Source organism: Methylobacterium sp. 285MFTsu5.1, assembly GCF_000383455.1.
Lineage (GTDB): Bacteria > Pseudomonadota > Alphaproteobacteria > Rhizobiales > Beijerinckiaceae > Methylobacterium.
The window spans coordinates 439775-455918 of sequence record NZ_KB911270.1 but is presented as its reverse complement, the minus strand read 5'-3'; the positions used below and the strand labels follow the sequence as shown (position 1 = coordinate 455918).

At 72.4% G+C, this 16144-nt stretch carries 18 protein-coding genes; 12 read left to right on the top strand and 6 right to left on the bottom strand.

All coding sequences use genetic code 11. From position 1 onward, the window contains the following. The first annotated feature begins 118 nt into the window (after positions 1–118). The 3 genes from H288_RS0102265 to H288_RS35525 all read left to right on the top strand — a co-directional run bounded on the left by H288_RS0102265 (position 119) and on the right by H288_RS35525 (position 2921). Positions 119–2128 (top strand): oligopeptide transporter, OPT family, encoded by a 2010-nt coding sequence (locus tag H288_RS0102265; protein WP_020090967.1) that lies wholly within the window; start codon positions 119–121, stop codon positions 2126–2128. Between the two features lie 83 nt (positions 2129–2211). Continuing rightward, complete coding sequence (locus H288_RS34720) at positions 2212–2769, top strand: DUF2243 domain-containing protein (RefSeq protein ID WP_234081888.1); 558 nt, start codon at positions 2212–2214, stop codon at positions 2767–2769. Beyond that, positions 2766–2921 (top strand): hypothetical protein, encoded by a 156-nt coding sequence (locus H288_RS35525; protein WP_020090965.1) that lies wholly within the window; start codon positions 2766–2768, stop codon positions 2919–2921. Before H288_RS34720 ends, H288_RS35525 begins: the two co-directional genes overlap by 4 nt. Positions 2922–2955: 34 nt before the next feature. Here the strand turns inward: H288_RS35525 and H288_RS0102250 are convergent, their stop codons facing one another. From H288_RS0102250 to H288_RS0102240, 3 genes are all read right to left on the bottom strand, one after another. Further along, entirely contained in the window at positions 2956–3717 is a 762-nt protein-coding gene (locus tag H288_RS0102250; RefSeq protein ID WP_020090964.1) for an amino acid ABC transporter ATP-binding protein, read from the bottom strand. Then, a complete protein-coding gene (locus H288_RS0102245; protein WP_020090963.1) occupies positions 3714–4394 on the bottom strand; it encodes an amino acid ABC transporter permease in 681 nt (226 codons plus the stop codon). The genes H288_RS0102250 and H288_RS0102245 overlap by 4 nt, the downstream gene beginning before the upstream one ends. A gap of 92 nt (positions 4395–4486) precedes the next feature. Further along, on the bottom strand, positions 4487–5272 hold the full coding sequence (locus tag H288_RS0102240) for an amino acid ABC transporter substrate-binding protein (protein WP_020090962.1): 786 nt from the start codon (positions 5270–5272) through the stop codon (positions 4487–4489). Between the two features lie 236 nt (positions 5273–5508). Between H288_RS0102240 and H288_RS0102235 the strand changes: the two genes are divergently transcribed. After that, positions 5509–6435, top strand: coding sequence for a dihydrodipicolinate synthase family protein (locus H288_RS0102235; protein WP_020090961.1), 927 nt, complete (start codon positions 5509–5511; stop codon positions 6433–6435). 16 nt (positions 6436–6451) lie between these two features. Here H288_RS0102235 and H288_RS0102230 read toward each other — a convergent pair whose 3' ends face one another. Next, entirely contained in the window at positions 6452–7672 is a 1221-nt protein-coding gene (locus H288_RS0102230; protein ID WP_020090960.1) for a pyridoxal phosphate-dependent aminotransferase, read from the bottom strand. Positions 7673–7930: 258 nt separating this feature from the next. Here H288_RS0102230 and H288_RS0102225 point away from each other — a divergent pair, with 258 nt between their 5' ends. Genes H288_RS0102225 through H288_RS0102210 form a run of 4 tightly spaced genes read left to right on the top strand, consistent with a single transcriptional unit; the run spans position 7931 to position 11113 of the window. Continuing rightward, entirely contained in the window at positions 7931–9349 is a 1419-nt protein-coding gene (locus tag H288_RS0102225) for a cytochrome ubiquinol oxidase subunit I (protein WP_020090959.1), read from the top strand. Between the two features lie 7 nt (positions 9350–9356). Next, the gene (gene cydB / locus H288_RS0102220) at positions 9357–10364 is read left to right on the top strand and encodes a cytochrome d ubiquinol oxidase subunit II (protein ID WP_020090958.1); all 1008 of its coding nucleotides are present in this window, start codon (positions 9357–9359) and stop codon (positions 10362–10364) included. Further along, positions 10364–10486: a DUF2474 family protein gene (locus tag H288_RS0102215; protein ID WP_020090957.1), complete on the top strand. Its 123-nt coding sequence runs from the start codon at positions 10364–10366 to the stop codon at positions 10484–10486. Before cydB ends, H288_RS0102215 begins: the two co-directional genes overlap by 1 nt. Positions 10487–10534: 48 nt before the next feature. Beyond that, complete coding sequence (locus H288_RS0102210) at positions 10535–11113, top strand: GbsR/MarR family transcriptional regulator (protein ID WP_020090956.1); 579 nt, start codon at positions 10535–10537, stop codon at positions 11111–11113. A gap of 16 nt (positions 11114–11129) precedes the next feature. Here H288_RS0102210 and H288_RS0102205 read toward each other — a convergent pair whose 3' ends face one another. Next, complete coding sequence (locus H288_RS0102205; protein ID WP_026604591.1) at positions 11130–11825, bottom strand: GntR family transcriptional regulator; 696 nt, start codon at positions 11823–11825, stop codon at positions 11130–11132. Between the two features lie 272 nt (positions 11826–12097). Continuing rightward, positions 12098–13036: a LysR family transcriptional regulator gene (locus tag H288_RS0102200; RefSeq protein ID WP_020090954.1), complete on the bottom strand. Its 939-nt coding sequence runs from the start codon at positions 13034–13036 to the stop codon at positions 12098–12100. A gap of 119 nt (positions 13037–13155) precedes the next feature. Between H288_RS0102200 and H288_RS0102195 the strand changes: the two genes are divergently transcribed. The 4 genes from H288_RS0102195 (at position 13156) to H288_RS0102180 (ending at position 16116) form a co-directional block, all read left to right on the top strand. Further along, a complete protein-coding gene (locus H288_RS0102195; RefSeq protein ID WP_020090953.1) occupies positions 13156–14079 on the top strand; it encodes a ring-cleaving dioxygenase in 924 nt (307 codons plus the stop codon). A 71-nt stretch (positions 14080–14150) separates the two neighbouring features. Next, positions 14151–14783 carry an alpha/beta hydrolase gene (locus H288_RS0102190; RefSeq protein WP_020090952.1) on the top strand — a complete coding sequence of 211 codons (633 nt, stop codon included), beginning with the start codon at positions 14151–14153 and terminating at the stop codon, positions 14781–14783. A gap of 34 nt (positions 14784–14817) precedes the next feature. Further along, positions 14818–15228 carry a DoxX family protein gene (locus H288_RS0102185; protein WP_020090951.1) on the top strand — a complete coding sequence of 137 codons (411 nt, stop codon included), beginning with the start codon at positions 14818–14820 and terminating at the stop codon, positions 15226–15228. A gap of 66 nt (positions 15229–15294) precedes the next feature. Then, a complete protein-coding gene (locus H288_RS0102180) occupies positions 15295–16116 on the top strand; it encodes an alpha/beta hydrolase (RefSeq protein ID WP_020090950.1) in 822 nt (273 codons plus the stop codon). Positions 16117–16144: the final 28 nt, after the last annotated feature.

The following is a 16144-nucleotide window of genomic DNA, read 5'->3' as shown; positions in this document are numbered from 1 at the left end:
GCGCCGGGACACATCGCCCCAGGGCGGGGCGGGGCAGGGTGAGGCCGGGCGGGCCGGGCGCGGCGCGGGAACGTTTCCGGCCCCTCGCGTGCTGTGCCTGTGGCAGCCCGAGTGGACGATGGACGCCCGCAGCCCGACGATCACGCCGACGACGCAGGACCGTCAGGCCGAGCTGACCCTGCGGGGGATCGCGCTCGGCGCGGCCATCACGGTCGTGTTCATGGCCGCCAACCTCTACATGGGCCTGAAGACCGGGATGACGTTCTCGTCCTCGATCCCGGCCGCGATGATCTCGATGGGCGCGTTCCGGCTGATGGGCGGCGCCGGCATCCTCGAGAACAACATCGTGCAGACGCAGGCCTCGGCGGCCGGCACCCTGTGCAACGTCATCCTGGCGCTTCCCGGGCTCGTCCTCGTCGGCCACTGGCACGGCTTCCCGTTCTGGCAGACCACGGCGGTCTGCCTGCTGGGTGGCCTGCTCGGCGTCGCCTTCTCGATCCCGCTCCGCCGCGCGCTCGTGTCGGGCAGCGATCTCCCCTATCCCGAGGGCATCGCCGCCGCGGAGGTGCTCAGGACCGGCCACGAGGAGCAGGGCGGCCACGGCCTGCGGGACCTGCTCGGGGCCGCTGCGGCCGCCGGGACGATCGGGCTCGCCACCACGGGGCTGAAGGTCCTGGGCGAGGGGCTCAACGGCGCGGTCAGCCTCGGCGGCGCGGTGTTCCGCACCGGGACCGGCTTCTCGCTGGCGCTGGTCGGCGTCGGCTACCTCGTGGGCATCGGCGCCTGCCTCGCGCTGCTGACCGGCGTCCTGATCGCCTGGGGGATCGCGGTCCCGATCCTCACCGCCCTGTCGCCCGATCCCGCCAAGTCGGCGGGCGCGGCCGCCGAGGCGGTCTGGTCGGGCCAAGTGCGCCTCATGGGCGCCGGGATCATCGCGGTGGGCGGGCTCTGGACCGTGGGCTCGCTGGCGCGCCCGATCCTCGGGAGCATCCGCGCCGCCCTGTCGGGCAGCGGCGGTCTCGGCAAGGATCACCCGCGCGAGGACCGCGACCTGCCGATCACCTGGGTGGCCGCCGCGACCCTGGGCCTGTGCGTGCCGCTCGCGCTGCTGTTCTGGGCCTTCGCCGGGGCCGCCGACCTCGGCGGCCTGACGATCGTGCTGGCGGTGGCCGCCACCCTGTTCACCGTCCTGTTCGGCTTCCTGATGGCGGCGGCCTGCGGCTACCTCGCGGGCCTGCTGGGCTCCTCGTCGAGCCCGATCTCGGGGATCGGCATCCTGACCACGATGGCGACCGCGCTGCTCCTGCCCCTGGTCCTGGGGCATTCCGCCGGGCCCGAGGGAGACCGGTTCGTCACCGGCATGGCGCTGCTGCTGACGTCGGTCATCATCACCACCTCGTCGATCGCCAACGACAACCTGCAGGACCTGAAGACCGGGCAGGTGCTCGGCGCCACGCCCTGGCACCAGCAGGTCGCGCTCATCCTCGGCGTCGGGGTCGGCGCCGTGGTGATCGCCCCGCTCCTGTCGCTGCTCTACGAGGCCTACGGCTTCGTCGGTGCCCCCGCGCGGGACGGGCAGGACGCGGGGAGCGCCATGCCGGCGCCCCAGGCGGCCCTGATGACCCAGATCGCCAACGGCATCACGCACGGCGAGTTGCCCTGGACCATGGTGCTGATCGGCGCCGGGCTCGGGGTGGTCCTGGTGGCGGCCGAGACGTGGCTGAAGCGGCGCGACCTCACCTTCCCGGCGCTGACGGTCGGCATCGGCATGTACCTGCCGCTCTCGGTGGAGATGACGATCGCCATCGGCGGCATCCTCGGCTGGGTCGCCGAGCGCCGGCTGCGCGCCCGGGTCGGCGCGAAGGGCGACGCGAAGGCTGACAGGACGGTCGGCACTGCCCGCCGCCGGGGTGTCCTCCTCGCGTCCGGGTTCCTCGTCGGCGAGAGCTTCGTGGGCGTGCTGCTCGCCGGCACCGACCTCCTGGCGGGCCACAGCTCGGCGATCGCCGTGGCCGGCAAGGATTTCGCGCCCTACGCCACCGGGCTCGGCCTCGCGGTCTTCCTGGCGGGGCTCGCCGTCTACCTGCGGATGGTCTCGCGACCGGAAGCGGTCCCGCGGGAGGCGTGACGGATCCGCCGGCGCCCCGGGCGGGTTCCCCGCAGGACGCCGTCGCCCGCGCGGCCGCGGCCTCCGCCACGCCGGAGTTGCGCATGAGAGCGGCTGACAGAGCGGCTGACAGAGCGGCTGACAGGGCGGTTGAGAGAGCGGCCGACACCCGGGAGCGCGTCTTCCCCGTGAGCGCCGGCATCCTGTTCGGGCTCGGCCTCGGCGGCTTCTTCGACGGGATCGTGCTGCACCAGATCCTGCAATGGCACCACATGCTGAGCAGCTGGTACCCGATCGACACGATCCCGAACCTCGAGCTGAACACCCGCTGGGACGGCTTCTTCCACAGCGCGACCTACGTCTTCGTGGTCCTCGGGCTGTTCCTCCTCTGGCGCGCCGCGCACCGCACGCACCTCTACTGGTCCAGCAAGCTGCTCGCCGGGTCGCTCCTGATCGGCTGGGGCCTGTTCAACCTCGTCGAGGGCCTGATCGACCACGAGATCCTCGGCGTGCACCACGTCAACGAGCGGGCACCGCCGGAGCAGTGGCTCTACTGGGACATCGGCTTCCTGCTCTGGGGCGGCGCCATGCTGGCCGCGGGTCTGGGCCTCGTGGTGGTCGGCAAGGGCGAGGAGGCGTCGCTGGCGCGGAATCCCGCGTGAGGGCCGCCGGTCCCGGCCTGCGCCCGGTCCTGCCCTGGCTCGCCCTGGCGGCCGGCCTGATCCTCGCCACCCTGCCGGCCTGGCGGCCCCTGGTCTTCGGGACCGCGCTCACCGTCGAGGATCTTCTCACGCTCCGCTGCCTGACGCGCTGAATCCCGCGTCCCGGCCCGTTCCGTAGGCCCCTTCTCACGCCCCTTCGGCCGCCTCGCCGAGCAGCGTCCGGACGAACCGGCGGGTGCGCGGGTCGGCCGGCCGGGCGAAGACGTCGGCGGCCGCGCCCTGCTCGACGATATGCCCCCCTTCCAGGAACACCACCGTGTCGGCGACGCGCCGCGCGAGGCGCAGGTCGTGGGTCGCCATCAGCATGGTCGTGCCCTCGCCCGCGAGGCCGGCCAGCACGTCCACCACCTCGGCGGCGAGTTCCGGATCGAGGGCCGAGGTCGGCTCGTCGCAGAGCAGCAGGCGCGGGGACGGGGCCAGCGCCCGGGCGATCGCCACCCGCTGCTGCTGGCCGCCCGACAGGCTGGCGGGCCAGTCCGCGGCCTTGTGGGCGAGGCCGACGCGCTCCAGCAGCTCCAGGGCGCGCGCCCGGGCCCGGGCCTGCGGCCACTTGCCGACGGTGACGAGCCCCTCGGTGACGTTCTCCATCACGGTCCGGTGGGGGAAGAGCTGGAAATTCTGGAACACCATCCCGGTCTGCCGGCGCACGGCGAGCACGTCCCGCCGCGCCGGCGGGCTGCCGGGCCGGAAGGTGAGGCGGATCTCGCCGAGGGTCAGCGTCCCGGCCTGCGGGACCTCCAGCAGGTTCGCGCAGCGCAGGAGCGTCGACTTGCCCGAGCCCGACGGGCCGATCAGCGCCGTGACCCGCCCCTCCGGCACCGCGAGGTCGACGCCGCGCAGGACCGGGTTGTCGCCGAACCGCTTCTCGATGGCCGACAGGGCGATCACGCGCGGGCCTCCAGGTAGCCGCCGTAGCGCCCGAGGCGTCGCTCCAGCAGCGTCTGGAGCCAGGACAGCAGCGTCGACAGGACGAGGTAGATCAGCGCCACCTCGATGTAGAGGATCAGCGGCTCGTAGGTGACGGCGACGATGCGCTGGGCCGCCTGGAACAGTTCCGGCACCGTGATGGCGGCCGCGAGCGAGGTGTCCTTCACCAGGGCGATGAAGGAGTTGGCGAGCGACGGCACCGCCACCCGCGCCGCCTGGGGCAGGATCGTGCGGCGCAGGGCCTGGACCGGATTCATGCCGGTGGCGTAGGCCGCCTCCCACTGCCCCTTCGGGATGGAGGCGATGGCCGCGCGGACGATCTCCGACGTGTAGGCGCCGACGTTGAGGGTGAACCCGATCACGGCGGCCGGGAAGGCGTCGATCAGGATGCCGGCGCTCGGCAGGCCGTAGAAGATCACGAACAGCTGCACGAGGAGCGGCGTGCCCCGGAAGATCCACACGTAGAGCCACGCCAGCGCGGCCAGCGGCCGGGGCGCGAACAGGCGCACGAGGGCGGTCCCGAGCCCGAGCGCGAGGCCCAGCGCGAAGGCGATGAGCGTCAGCGGCACGGTGAAGCGCAGGCCGGCCGCGAGCAGCGGCCCCAGCGACTGGAGCATGAGGTCGAGCCAGTGCGGCACGGGGCGGCGTCTCCTACCGGGCGATCGAAGCGTGGGGCTGTACGGGGCGGCGCCCGGGCGAGATCCGTCCGGGCGGGCCCTCTGCGGACGGTCTACTTGGAGACGTCGGCCCCGAAGTACTTCTGGGCGATCGCCGCGTAGCTGCCGTCGGCCTTGATCGCCTCCAGCGCCTTGTCGATCGCCGCCTTCAGCGCCGGGTTGTTCTTGCGCATGATGATCCCGGAGGCGTCCGCGTCGGCCTGCTCGGCGGCGATCTTCACGGGGGCGTTCGGCTTCTGCTTGTGGAAGTCCAGGAACGACAGGCTGTCGTTGACGGTGGCGTCGGCGCGGCCGGTGAGGACGAGCTGGATCGACTGGTCGAAGCCGTCCGTCCCGACGAGCTCGGCGCCGGACTGCTCGGCGAGGCGCGCGAAGTTGCTGGAGAGGCTCTGGGCGGCCTTCCTGCCCTTGAGATCCGCGAAGGACTTGATGTCGGACCGGTCCGCCCGGGTGATCAGCACGGCCCGCGCCCGGATGTAGGGCTCGGAGAAGTCGAACTTCGCCTGCCGCTCCTTGGTGATGCCGACCTGGTTGATCACCACGTCGTAGCGCTTGCCGTCGAGCCCGGCGATCAGCCCGTCCCACTTGCCCTCGAGGAATTGCGGCGTGACGCCCAGCTGCTCGGCGACCTTTCGGCCGATCTCGACGTCGAAGCCGACGAGTTGCCCGGACGCGTCGTGGAACGTGAAGGGCGCGTAGGTGCCCTCGGTGCCGATGCGCAGGGTCTTTGCGGCGCGAATCGCGTCGAGATCGTCGGCCCGCGCGGGCGCGGCGAAGGGCACGGCGAGAAGCGTAGCGACGACGAGCGCCGCGACGCGGCTGGCAGAGAAGAATCGCATTACAGTAGCTCCGAAAAGAAAACGCCGTTCTCGTGCGGCCGCCGCGCCCGATCTCGGCTGTCGATGGACAAAGCAAAGAAGATCTCGGCCGTACAGGAAAGCCGGTGGGCTTGTCGACAGCGCGCTGCGCGCCCCGGAACGCGCCAGGATCGAGGCCGCGTGCTAAGAGGCGGCCGGATCCCGCCCGCGGACACCGTCGTCCGCCGGGATGCGCGATCCCGGCAGAAGGACCGCGCATGACCTCGTCCGTCCCCGCCTATCGCGGCGTCTTCCCGGTCGCCCCCACGGTCTTCGACGCCGCGGGCGCCCTCGACCTCGACGGGCAGCGCCGGGCCGTCGACTTCATGATCGACGCCGGCAGCCAGGGCCTGTGCATCCTGGCCAACTTCTCCGAGCAGTTCGTCCTCACCGACGACGAGCGCGAGCGGGTGATGCACGCCGTGCTGGAGCACGTGGCCGGCCGCGTGCCGGTGATCGTGACGACGACGCACTTCGCCACGCAGGTCTGCGCCGAGCGCTCGCGCCGCGCCCAGGAGGCCGGCGCCGCGATGGTGATGGTCATGCCGCCCTATCACGGCGCCACGATCCGGGTGCCGGAGCTCGGCATCGTCGACTTCTTCCGCGCGGTCTCGGACGCGATCTCGATCCCGATCATGATCCAGGACGCGCCGGTGGCCGGCACGCCGCTCTCGGCACCGCTCCTGGCGCGCATGGCCCGGGAGATCGCGAACGTCGCCTACTTCAAGATCGAGACCGCGGGCGCCGCGTCCAAGCTCCGCGAGCTGATCGCGCTCGGCGGCGACGCGGTCGTGGGCCCCTGGGACGGCGAGGAGGCGATCACCCTGATGGCCGACCTCGATGCCGGCGCGACGGGTGCGATGACCGGCGGCGGCTACCCGGACGGGATCCGCCAGATCACCGACGCCTACGCGGCCGGCCGCCGGGACGAGGCGATGGACGCCTACGCGCGCTGGCTGCCGCTGATCAACTACGAGAACCGGCAGTGCGGCCTGCTCGCCTGCAAGGCGCTGATGGCCGAGGGCGGGGTGATCGCGAGCGAGACCGCGCGGCTGCCGATCCAGCCCCTGCACCCGGCGACGCGGGCCGGCCTGATCGAGCTCGCCCGGCGGAACGACGCGCTGGTCCTGCGCTGGGGCCGCTGAGCCGCCCCCGCCCGGCTCAGTGCGCCGCCGCGGCCGGCGGCCGGGTCCCGAGCACGCCCGCGAGCCGGCGCACCGCCTCCCGCGCCAGGTCCGGGCTGATGGCGAAGCACATCCGCACCAGGCCTTCGCCCTCGGGCCCGAAGGCGGTGCCGGGCGCCACGCCGACCTTGGCCTCCCGCAGAAGGCGCAGCGCCAGGTCGAGGCTCGGCTCGTCGCCGCCCATCCGGGCCATGAGGTAGAAGGCCCCGTCCGGCGGCGCGACCGTGACGCCCGGGAGGCGCGACAGCCCCTCCACCAGGATCGCCCGGGCCTCGGCGCAGCGGTCCACCATCGTGCGGATGAAGCCGTCGCCCTCCTCGAGGGCCGCGATGCAGGCGTGCTGGACGAAGGTCGGGATCGAGGTCGTGCTGTACTGCCCGAGCTTGGCGAAGGTCGGCGCGAGGCCGCGGGGATAGATCACCCAGCCGGCCCGCCAGCCGGTCATCGCCCAGTTCTTCGAGAAGGTGTTGGTCACGATCAGCCGGTCGTCCTCGGTGCAGATCTGCAGGAAGGACGGCGCGATCCGGTTGCCGTAGGTGAAGTGGGCGTAGACCTCGTCCGAGAGGATCCAGAGGCCGCGCTCCCGGGCGAGGTCGCGCAGGGCCGTCATCTCGGCGCGCGGCATGGTCCAGCCCGTCGGGTTCGAGGGCGAGTTCACCATGATCACCCGGGTGCGCGGCGTGATCGCCGCCGCGATGTCGGCGAGCGGCAGCGCGAAGCGCCCGTCCGGCAGGCGGCGGTACGGCACCGTCACCGGCACGCCGCCGGCGATGCGGACCGCCTCGCCGAGATTGGGCCAGGCCGGGGAGGGGATGATCATCTCGTCGCCCGGCTCCAGCAACACCTGGGCCGCCTGCATGATCGCGTTCATGCCGCCCGCCGTGACGCCGAACCGGTCCGGCGGGATCTCCACGCCCCAGTGGCGGGCGTGGTAGGCCCCGAGCGCCGCGCGCAGCGCCGGCAGCCCCAGCGACGTGGTGTAGCGGGTGTGCCCGGCCAGCATCGCCCGGTGTGCGGCCTCGACGATGAAGGGCGGCGTCGGCAGGTCGCCCTCGCCGATCCACAGCTTCACCACCTCCGGATCGTCCCGCCCGCGATCCGCCACGAGGCCGATCTGGCTCGTGCCGATGCCGCGGATGCGCGCCGACAGCGCGGCGGCGAGGTCGACGGGCGCGGCGGAGACGAGGGTGTCGGCCATGGCGGCGCGTGCTCTCCGTGCGTCGGGACGCGGCGTCCCGTCGCGCGGCGCGCGTCCAGGGGCCCGCGTGGTCCCGACCTGTGAGGAATCCGGCGACCCTGACGCGTTCGGGGGCGGACGTCCAGACCCCGAGGCCGGATCGACCCCGGACGCCGGCGCATGGTCGGGGCGCCGCACCGGCCGCGCAGTGTCTTTTGACTTTTCAGAAATTTCTGAAATTGCTATACGCCGAGTCGCGCACAGAGCCGGAGGCACGACGTGCTCGCCAACCTCGATCCCCTGATCCTCGCCCGCATCCAGTTCGGGTTCACGGTGGCCTTCCACATCGTGTTCCCGGCCTTCTCAATCGGCCTCGCGAGCTTCCTCGCCGTGCTGGAAGGGCTCTGGCTCGCCACCGGGCGCCAGGTCTTCATGGATCTGTTCAAGTACTGGCTCAAGATTTTCGCCATCGCCTTCGCGATGGGCGTCGTGTCCGGCCTGGTGATGTCCTACCAGTTCGGCACGAACTGGTCGGTCTTCTCCGACAAGACCGGCCCGGTGCTGGGGCCGATGATGGCCTACGAGGTGCTCTCGGCCTTCTTCCTGGAGGCGGGCTTCCTCGGCGTGATGCTGTTCGGGATGCGCAAGGTCGGGCCGCGGCTGCACTTCGCGGCGACGCTGATGGTGGCGGTCGGGACCTGCTTCTCGGCGTTCTGGATCCTGGCGGTGAACTCGTGGATGCAGACGCCGGCGGGCTACGGCACGAATGCCGAGGGCCAGTTCGTGCCGCTGGACTGGTGGGCGATCGTGTTCAACCCGTCCTTCCCGTACCGCCTCGTGCACATGGTCCTGGCCGCCTACCTGACGACGGCCCTGGTGGTGGGCGCGGTCGGCGCGTGGCACCTCCTGCGCGACCGGGCCAACCCGGCCGCCCGGACGATGTTCTCGATGGCGATGTGGATGGCCGCCCTGGTCGCGCCGGTCCAGATCCTCGCGGGCGACGCGCACGGCCTCAACACCCTGGAGCACCAGCCCGCCAAGGTCATGGCCATGGAGGGCCACTTCCGGAGCCACCCGGACGGCGCGCCGCTGGTGCTGTTCGGCCTGCCCGACCAGGAGGCCGGGACGGTGCGCTACGCGGTCGAGATCCCGAAGCTGTCGTCGCTTGTGCTGAAGCACGCCCTCGACGCGCCCCTGAAGGGGCTCGACAGCCTGCCGCGGTCGGAATGGCCGCCGGTGCCGATCGTGTTCTGGTCGTTCCGCATCATGGTCGGCCTCGGGATGCTGATGCTGCTCCTGGGCGCGCTCAGCCTCCTCGCCCGCTGGCGCGGCACCCTCTACGCGTGGCGCCCCCTGCACCGGTTCGCGGTGGCCATGGGCCCGGCGGGCTTCGTGGCGGTGCTGGCCGGGTGGATCACCACCGAGGTCGGGCGCCAGCCCTACACGGTCTACGGCCTGCTGCGCACGGCGCAGTCGGCCTCGCCGCTGCACGCGCCGGCGGTGGCGGCCTCGCTCACCGCCTTCGTGGTGATCTACTTCGCGGTCTTCGCCATGGGCACCGGCTACATGCTGCGCCTGATGGGCCAGCCCCCGCATGCCGGCGAGAGCGGGATCGAGCCCGGCGCGCCGATCCGGACGGCCGGCATCACGCCCGCCCCGGCGATCGACCCCGACCGCCACCTCCAGCCGGCCGAGTGAGGGACCCATGGCCTACAGCTTCGACCTCACGGTGGTCTGGGCGCTCGTGATCGCCTTCGCGGTCTTCGCCTACATCGTCATGGACGGCTTCGATCTCGGCATCGGCCTCCTGTTCCCGGTCCTGCCGCCGGGCGCGGAGCGCGACACCGCCATGAACTCGGTCGCGCCGGTCTGGGACGGCAACGAGACCTGGCTGGTTCTCGGCGGCGGCGGCCTGTTCGCCGTCTTCCCCCTGGCCTACGCGGTGATCCTGCCGGCGCTCTACGCGCCGATCATCGCGATGCTGCTCGGGCTGATCTTCCGCGGCGTCGCCTTCGAGTTCCGCTGGCGCGATCCCCGCCACCGCGCCGCCTGGGACGTGGCCTTCGCGGGCGGGTCGCTGGTGGCGGCCCTCGCCCAGGGCATCACGCTGGGCGCCCTCCTGCAGGGTATCGCGGTCGAGGGGCGGGCCTATGCCGGCGGCTGGTGGGACTGGCTCACGCCCTTCAGCGTCCTCGTCGGCGCGAGCCTGGTCGTCGCCTACGCGCTGCTCGGGGCGACGTGGCTGGTGATGCGCACCGAGGGCCTGCTCCAGCTGCGGGCCCGGCGCCTGGCCCTGCGCCTCACCGCGGCGACGGTGGCGGCCATCGCCCTCGTCAGCGCGGTGACGCCGTTCCTCCAGGGCCGCTACTACGAGCGCTGGTTGGCGATGCCCAACGTGCTCGTCACCGCGCAGGTGCCGCTGCTCGTGGCGCTCGCGGCCTTCGCCCTCTGGCGCACCCTGCGGGGCGGCGCCGAGCGGGCCCCCTTCCTGATCGCGCTGGGGCTTTTCGCCCTGACCTTCCTGGGGCTGGGCATCAGCATCTTCCCCGACATCGTGCCGGGCCGGATCACGATCTGGCAGGCGGCCGCCCCCGAGGCGAGCCAGTTCTTCCTGCTCGCCGGCGCCTCGGTTTTGATCCCGATCATCCTGTCCTACACCGCGTACGCGTACTGGGTCTTCCGCGGCAAGGTCGACGCGCACGGATATCACTGATGGCACCCGCAGCATCACAGCCCCTCTGGAAGCGCCTCGCGTGGTTCGCGGGGCTCTGGGCCTCCAGCATCGTCGGTCTCGGCTTCGTCGCGACGGTCCTCCGGTATTGGCTCAAGAGCTGATAGACCGGGGGGCGCCCGCCTGACCTCTCCCCGCGTCGGATCCCTGCCGTGCAGCTGCCCCCGCTCGTCCAGACCTTCGTGCTGCATTTCGGCGAGATGGGCTCGCGCTGGGGCATCAACCGGACCGTGGGGCAGATCTACGCCCTGCTGTTCGTGGCCGAGCGGCCGCTCAACGCCGACGAGATCGTCGAGCGGCTCGGGGTGTCGCGCTCCAACGTCAGCATGGGCCTGAAGGAGCTCCAGGCCTGGAACCTCGTCCGGCTCCAGCACCGGCCCGGCGACCGGCGCGACTACTTCACGACGCCCGAGGACATCTGGCAGATCGTCCGCACCCTGGTCGAGGAGCGCAAGAAGCGCGAGGTCGACCCGACGCTGACCCTCCTGCGCGAACTCCTGATGCAGGAGCCGGCGACCGAGGAGGAGCGGCACGCCCAGGCGCGCCTGCGCGAGATGCACGACCTCTTCGAGCTGTTCGCCGGCTGGTACGCGGACGTGCGCCGCCTCGACACCGAGCGCCTCGTCCAGCTCCTGACCCTCGGCTCGAAGGTCCAGAAGGTCCTGGAGATGAAGGATCGCCTGACCCGCCTGCCGGGCCGGATCGGCGGCCGGTCGGCCAAGTCGGACTGAGCCGCCTCGCGGCCGATCAGGCCTCGGCGAGCGCCCCCCGGTAGAGGGCGATGAGCGAGGCGCCGACATGCTCGATGTGGCGCCGCAGGCACGCGGCCGCCGCCTCGAACGCGCGGTCCTCGCACAGGGCCAGGATCTGCGCGTGCTCGCTGACCGCGCGGGTCGCGTCCTCGGAGGTCGCGATCTGCAGCCGCGTCGGCCGCTCGCAATCCTGCAGCAGCGCGGACACGATCGCCAGCGACCGCGGCCGGCCGGCGTGCCGGATCAGGTCGAGGTGGAAGCGGCTGTTCAGGTCGCCCCACCGGAGGACCTGACCGGTCTCCAGCGCCGCGCCGTACTCCTTCGAGAGGGCGTCGAGATCGCGGATGTCGTCGGGGGTCAGGTGCGGGGCGGAGAGCAGGAGCAGTTCCGGCTCGAGCTGGACGCGCAGCTGGAAGATGTCCTCGACCTCCTGCAGCGAGAGGCCCGTCACGACCGCCCCGCGATGCGGCACGATCCGCACGAGCTTGCTGGCTTCCAGCTGCAGCAGGGCCTCGCGCACCGGGATCCGGCTGATCCCGAACTCCTCCGCCAGGGCGTCCTGGCGCAGCTGCACCCCCGGCGGCAGTTCACCGTTCAGGATCTGCTCGCGGAGCGAGTCCGCGACGGCCGCCGCCACGGTCTTGTGCCGCAATCGGTCGGGTGCGGGACGTCCGGGGACCACAGGGGACATCAACGCCTCAGAAGAATCGTATACATTTATACGCGGCACGCTCATGCCCGGAAATTCCGTGGCTGTCCAATGCCAGATTGCCTTCGATAAACTTGAAGTTGGCTCACCCGGGGTTCGCAACCGCGCGGTAGGTCTCGGCGGTTCTCCCGGAGACGGAACAGCAAGGAGCAGGCCGTTGCCGGAGGCGCACGTGCTCGCCGGTAACGCACCTTCGTGAATACGGCATTGATCCAAGTAAATGACGCGCTCGGATCGAGCGCGCCGGCGCGGATTCACCGATTCGTCGAATCGTGCCGGAGGGGCGGCGCGGCCCAGGGTGCCTGGCCGAGGGTCTGGGCGAGATGGGCGATCAGGGCCGTCACCCGCGCCGGCCGCGGATCGCCCGGCGGCATGACGAGGTGCAGGGCGATCGGCGGCGGCGACCAGTCCGGCAGCACCCGCTCGAGGCGCCCGGCTTCGAGGTCGTCCCAGATCATGAAGTCGGGCTGCAGGGCGAGTCCGAGGCCGGCCCGCAGCGCCGGCGCCAGCGCCTCGGCGTTGTTCGCCCGGAGCTGGCCCGCCGGAACCACGACGGCCTCCGCGCCGCTCCCGTCCACGAAGCGCCAGCGGTCGGGTGTCGGCAGGTAGGCGTAGCCGAGGCAGGTGTGGCGGACGAGGTCGTCCGGGTGCCCGGGCCGGCCGTGCCGGTCGAGATAGGCGGGCGTGGCGACCAGCGAGCGGCGGATCTCGCAGAGCCGGCGCGCGCGCAGGGAGGAATCGGGCAGGGCCGCGATGCGCAGCCCGATGTCGAACCCGCCGCCGACGAGGTCGACGACCGCGTCCGACAGGTGGAGATCCACCGACACGGCCGGGTACTCCCGGAGGAAGGCCGGCAGGGTCGGGGCCACGTGCATCACCCCGAAGGTCATCGGCGCCGCGAGCCGCACGAGGCCGCGCGGCTCCGCGGCGCCCGCCGTCGCCAGCGCCTCCGCGGCCTCGCCCTCGGCGAGGATGCGCGCGGCGCCGTCCTTGGCGGCCTGCCCGGCCTCGGTGAGGGCGAGCTTCCGCGACGTGCGGTTGAACAGGCGGGCGCCGATCCGGAGTTCGAGCCGGCTCACCGCCTTCGAGACCGTGGCCTTCGACAGGCCGAGCTCCGCGGCGGCGCGGCCGAAGGAGCCGGTCTCCACCACCTTGGCGAACACGGCCCAGGCCCCGAAATCGGGCAGTCTCATCGATCAGATCCGGAAACGATAGGTTTCCACCGTTTCTATTTTCGCCGCCCATGGCAAGGGGCACATTCCCGTCATCGCAACAGGCCGCCCGCCGCGGCCTTCCGTCGGGAGACATCGCCATGGTTCAGACCGGCCTCCACCACGTCACGGCCTTTTCCGGGCCGGCCCTGCGCAACCTCGACTTCCACACCCGAATCCTCGGGCTGCGTCTGGTGAAGAAGACCGTCAATTTCGACGATCCGGGCACCTACCACCTGTACTACGGCGACGCGGCCGGGCGGCCCGGCACGATCCTGACCTTCTTCCCCGTCGAGCACGCCGCGCCGGGCCGGGTCGGGATCGGCGAGACCCAGGAGACGGCCTTCCGGGTTCCCCGCGCCTCCATCGGCTGGTGGACCCACCGGCTCATCGAGAAGGGCGTGGCCCACGAGCCGCTGGTCCAGGTCTTCGGCGCGCCGACGCTGCGCTTCCGCGACCCGGACGGCATGATGCTCGCGCTGGTGGGCGTCGATGTCGGCGACGCGGAGGGCTGGGCGTCGAGCGAGGTGCCGGCCGAGCACGCGATCCGCGGCCTGCACGGCGTCACGCTCCTCCTCGACAGGGCCGAGGCGACCGCCGCGATCCTCACGGAGGTGCTCGGGCTGGAAGAGGTCGGCCGCGAGGGCAACCTGATCCGCTTCGCGGGCAGCGCCGAGCTCGGCGGTCTCGTCACCCTGCGGGCCGTCGGCGGGTTCCTGCCCGGCCGCCCGGGGGCGGGCTCGGTCCACCACATCGCGTTCCGGGCGGCGGACGACGCCGCGCAGGCCGCGATGGGCCGGGCGCTCGCGACGCGGGGGCTCCACGTCACCGAGCAGCGCGACCGCCAGTACTTCCGCTCGATCTACTTCCGCGAGCCCGGCGGCGTGCTGTTCGAGATCGCCACCGACGCGCCCGGCTTCGCGGTGGACGAGCCGATCGAGGCCCTCGGCCAGGCCCTCAAGCTCCCCGCCGGCCTCGAGCCGCACCGGGCCGAGATCGAGGCCGCCCTGCCGAAGGTCGCCTGAGCCGCGACACCACCATGCCCGCCCCGCGCCCGCGCGGGGCGGGACCTCTCCCCGTCACCCGTGAGGCCATCATGACCCAGGACACCGCCGGCTTCATCCACCGCTTCGAGCCCGGTCCCGACACCGCCCGTCCCCTGCTGCTCCTGCACGGGACCGGTGGCGACGAGACCGACCTCCTGCCCCTCGGCCGCACGGTCGCGCCGGAGGCCGCCCTGCTGGCGCCCCGCGGCGCCGTCAGCGAGAACGGCATGCCGCGATTCTTCCGGCGCCTGGCGGAGGGCGTCTTCGACGAGGCGGACCTGCGCCGCCGCACCGGCGACCTCGCGGCCTTCGTGGCGGCCGCCCGGACGCGGTACGGGCTCGGGACGCCGGTGGCGCTGGGCTTCTCGAACGGCGCCAATATCGCCGCGTCGCTGCTGCTGCTGCGGCCGGAGACCCTGGCGGGCGCGGTCCTGATCCGCCCGATGGTGCCGTTCGCCGAGCCCCCGGCCGCGGATCTCGCCGGCCGGCCGGTCCTGATCCTCTCCGGGGCGATGGACCCGATCGTGCCCGTCGAGAACGCGCGGCGCCTCGCGCAGCAGCTCACCGCGGCCGGAGTTCGCGTCGAGCACCGGATCCTGCCGACGGGCCACGGCCTGTCGCAGGCCGATATCGGCCTGGCGCTGAACTGGCTTCGCGGCCTCACACTTCCCGAAGCGGCCTGAGCCGGCCGCGCACGACAGGACGGAGCGTTCGACGATGCCCCCGATCTATTCTTCCAGCGCGACCGCCCTGTTGCCGGTGACCGGCCGGGTCCTGATGAGCGCGATCTTCCTCGTGAGCGGCGCCGGCAAGCTCGCGGCCCCGGCCGCGACGCTCGCCACCATCGAGGCCGCCCACCTGCCGCTGCCGCCGCTCGCCTACGCGGCGGCGACCTCCGTGGAGGTCGTCGGCGGGCTGCTGCTCGTCGCCGGCTACCGCACGCGGCTGGTCGCCCTGGCCCTCGCGCTCTTCGCGGTGGCCACCGCGGTGACCTTCCACGCGGCCCTCGGCGACCAGAACCAGATGTTCCACTTCCTGAAGAACCTCGCCATGGCCGGCGGCTTGCTTCAGGTCGCGGCCTTCGGGGCCGGCCCGCTCAGCCTCGACGCGCGGCAGGGCCGAGCCTGACCGGTCCGTCGGTCCGCGCGACCCCTCCTTCTCGCCCTCTGCCTTCTCGACCCTCGGGAGACCACGATGCCCTACTTCACCGCGCAGGACGGCACCCAGATCTACTACAAGGACTGGGGCGCCGGGCAGCCGGTGGTCTTCAGCCACGGCTGGCCGCTCAACGGCGACGCCTGGGAGGACCAGATGCTGTTCCTCGCGGAGCGCCGGTTCCGGGTCATCGCCCATGACCGGCGCGGGCACGGTCGCTCCGGGCAGCCCTGGTCGGGCAACGACATGGACACCTTCGCGGACGACCTCGCCGGGCTGATCGCCCATCTCGACCTGCGCGACGCGGTGCTGGTCGGCCACTCCACCGGCGGCGGCGAGGTCGCCCGCACCATCGGGCGGCACGGGACGGCGCGCATCGCCAAGGCGGTGCTGGTCGGGGCCGTGACGCCCCAGATGGTCCGGACCGACGCGAATCCGGGCGGCCTGCCCCGGGACGTGTTCGACCGCATCCGAGACTCGGTCCTGCGCGACCGGTCCCAGTTCTTCAAGGACCTGAGCGGCCCGTTCTACGGCGCGAACCGCGCCGGCGCCGCGGTCAGCGAAGGCCTGCGGGACACGTTCTGGATGCAGGGCATGATGGCGGGCCTGCGGAACGTGCACGCCTGCGTGGCGGCCTTCTCGGAGACCGACTTCACCGAGGACCTGAAGCGCATCGACGTGCCGACCCTGCTCGTGCACGGCGACGACGACCAGATCGTGCCGATCGACGCCACCGCGCGCGCCGCCGTCAAGCTCGTGCCGGGCGCCGTGCTGAAGGAGTATCCGGGCGCCCCGCACGGGCTGGCCGCCACCCACAAGGACCGGCTCAACGCCGACCTGCTCGCCTTCATCCAGGGCTGAGATCCCGGGTCGCGTTGACCGGCGGCCT

What these genes read in the sequence shown, in the direction of transcription:
- H288_RS0102265 (WP_020090967.1), top strand. Translation starts at nt 119, where the DNA reads ATGGACGCCCGCAGCCCGACGATCACGCCGACGACGCAGGACCGTCAG.
- H288_RS0102235 (WP_020090961.1), top strand. Translation starts at nt 5,509, where the DNA reads ATGACCTCGTCCGTCCCCGCCTATCGCGGCGTCTTCCCGGTCGCCCCC.
- H288_RS0102180 (WP_020090950.1), top strand. Translation starts at nt 15,295, where the DNA reads ATGCCCTACTTCACCGCGCAGGACGGCACCCAGATCTACTACAAGGAC.
- H288_RS0102205 (WP_026604591.1), bottom strand. Translation starts at nt 11,825, where the DNA reads ATGTCCCCTGTGGTCCCCGGACGTCCCGCACCCGACCGATTGCGGCAC.
- H288_RS0102195 (WP_020090953.1), top strand. Translation starts at nt 13,156, where the DNA reads ATGGTTCAGACCGGCCTCCACCACGTCACGGCCTTTTCCGGGCCGGCC.
- H288_RS0102185 (WP_020090951.1), top strand. Translation starts at nt 14,818, where the DNA reads ATGCCCCCGATCTATTCTTCCAGCGCGACCGCCCTGTTGCCGGTGACC.
- H288_RS0102215 (WP_020090957.1), top strand. Translation starts at nt 10,364, where the DNA reads ATGGCACCCGCAGCATCACAGCCCCTCTGGAAGCGCCTCGCGTGGTTC.
- H288_RS0102200 (WP_020090954.1), bottom strand. Translation starts at nt 13,036, where the DNA reads ATGAGACTGCCCGATTTCGGGGCCTGGGCCGTGTTCGCCAAGGTGGTG.
- cydB (WP_020090958.1), top strand. Translation starts at nt 9,357, where the DNA reads ATGGCCTACAGCTTCGACCTCACGGTGGTCTGGGCGCTCGTGATCGCC.
- H288_RS34720 (WP_234081888.1), top strand. Translation starts at nt 2,212, where the DNA reads ATGAGAGCGGCTGACAGAGCGGCTGACAGAGCGGCTGACAGGGCGGTT.
- H288_RS0102190 (WP_020090952.1), top strand. Translation starts at nt 14,151, where the DNA reads ATGACCCAGGACACCGCCGGCTTCATCCACCGCTTCGAGCCCGGTCCC.
- H288_RS0102230 (WP_020090960.1), bottom strand. Translation starts at nt 7,672, where the DNA reads ATGGCCGACACCCTCGTCTCCGCCGCGCCCGTCGACCTCGCCGCCGCG.
- H288_RS0102240 (WP_020090962.1), bottom strand. Translation starts at nt 5,272, where the DNA reads ATGCGATTCTTCTCTGCCAGCCGCGTCGCGGCGCTCGTCGTCGCTACG.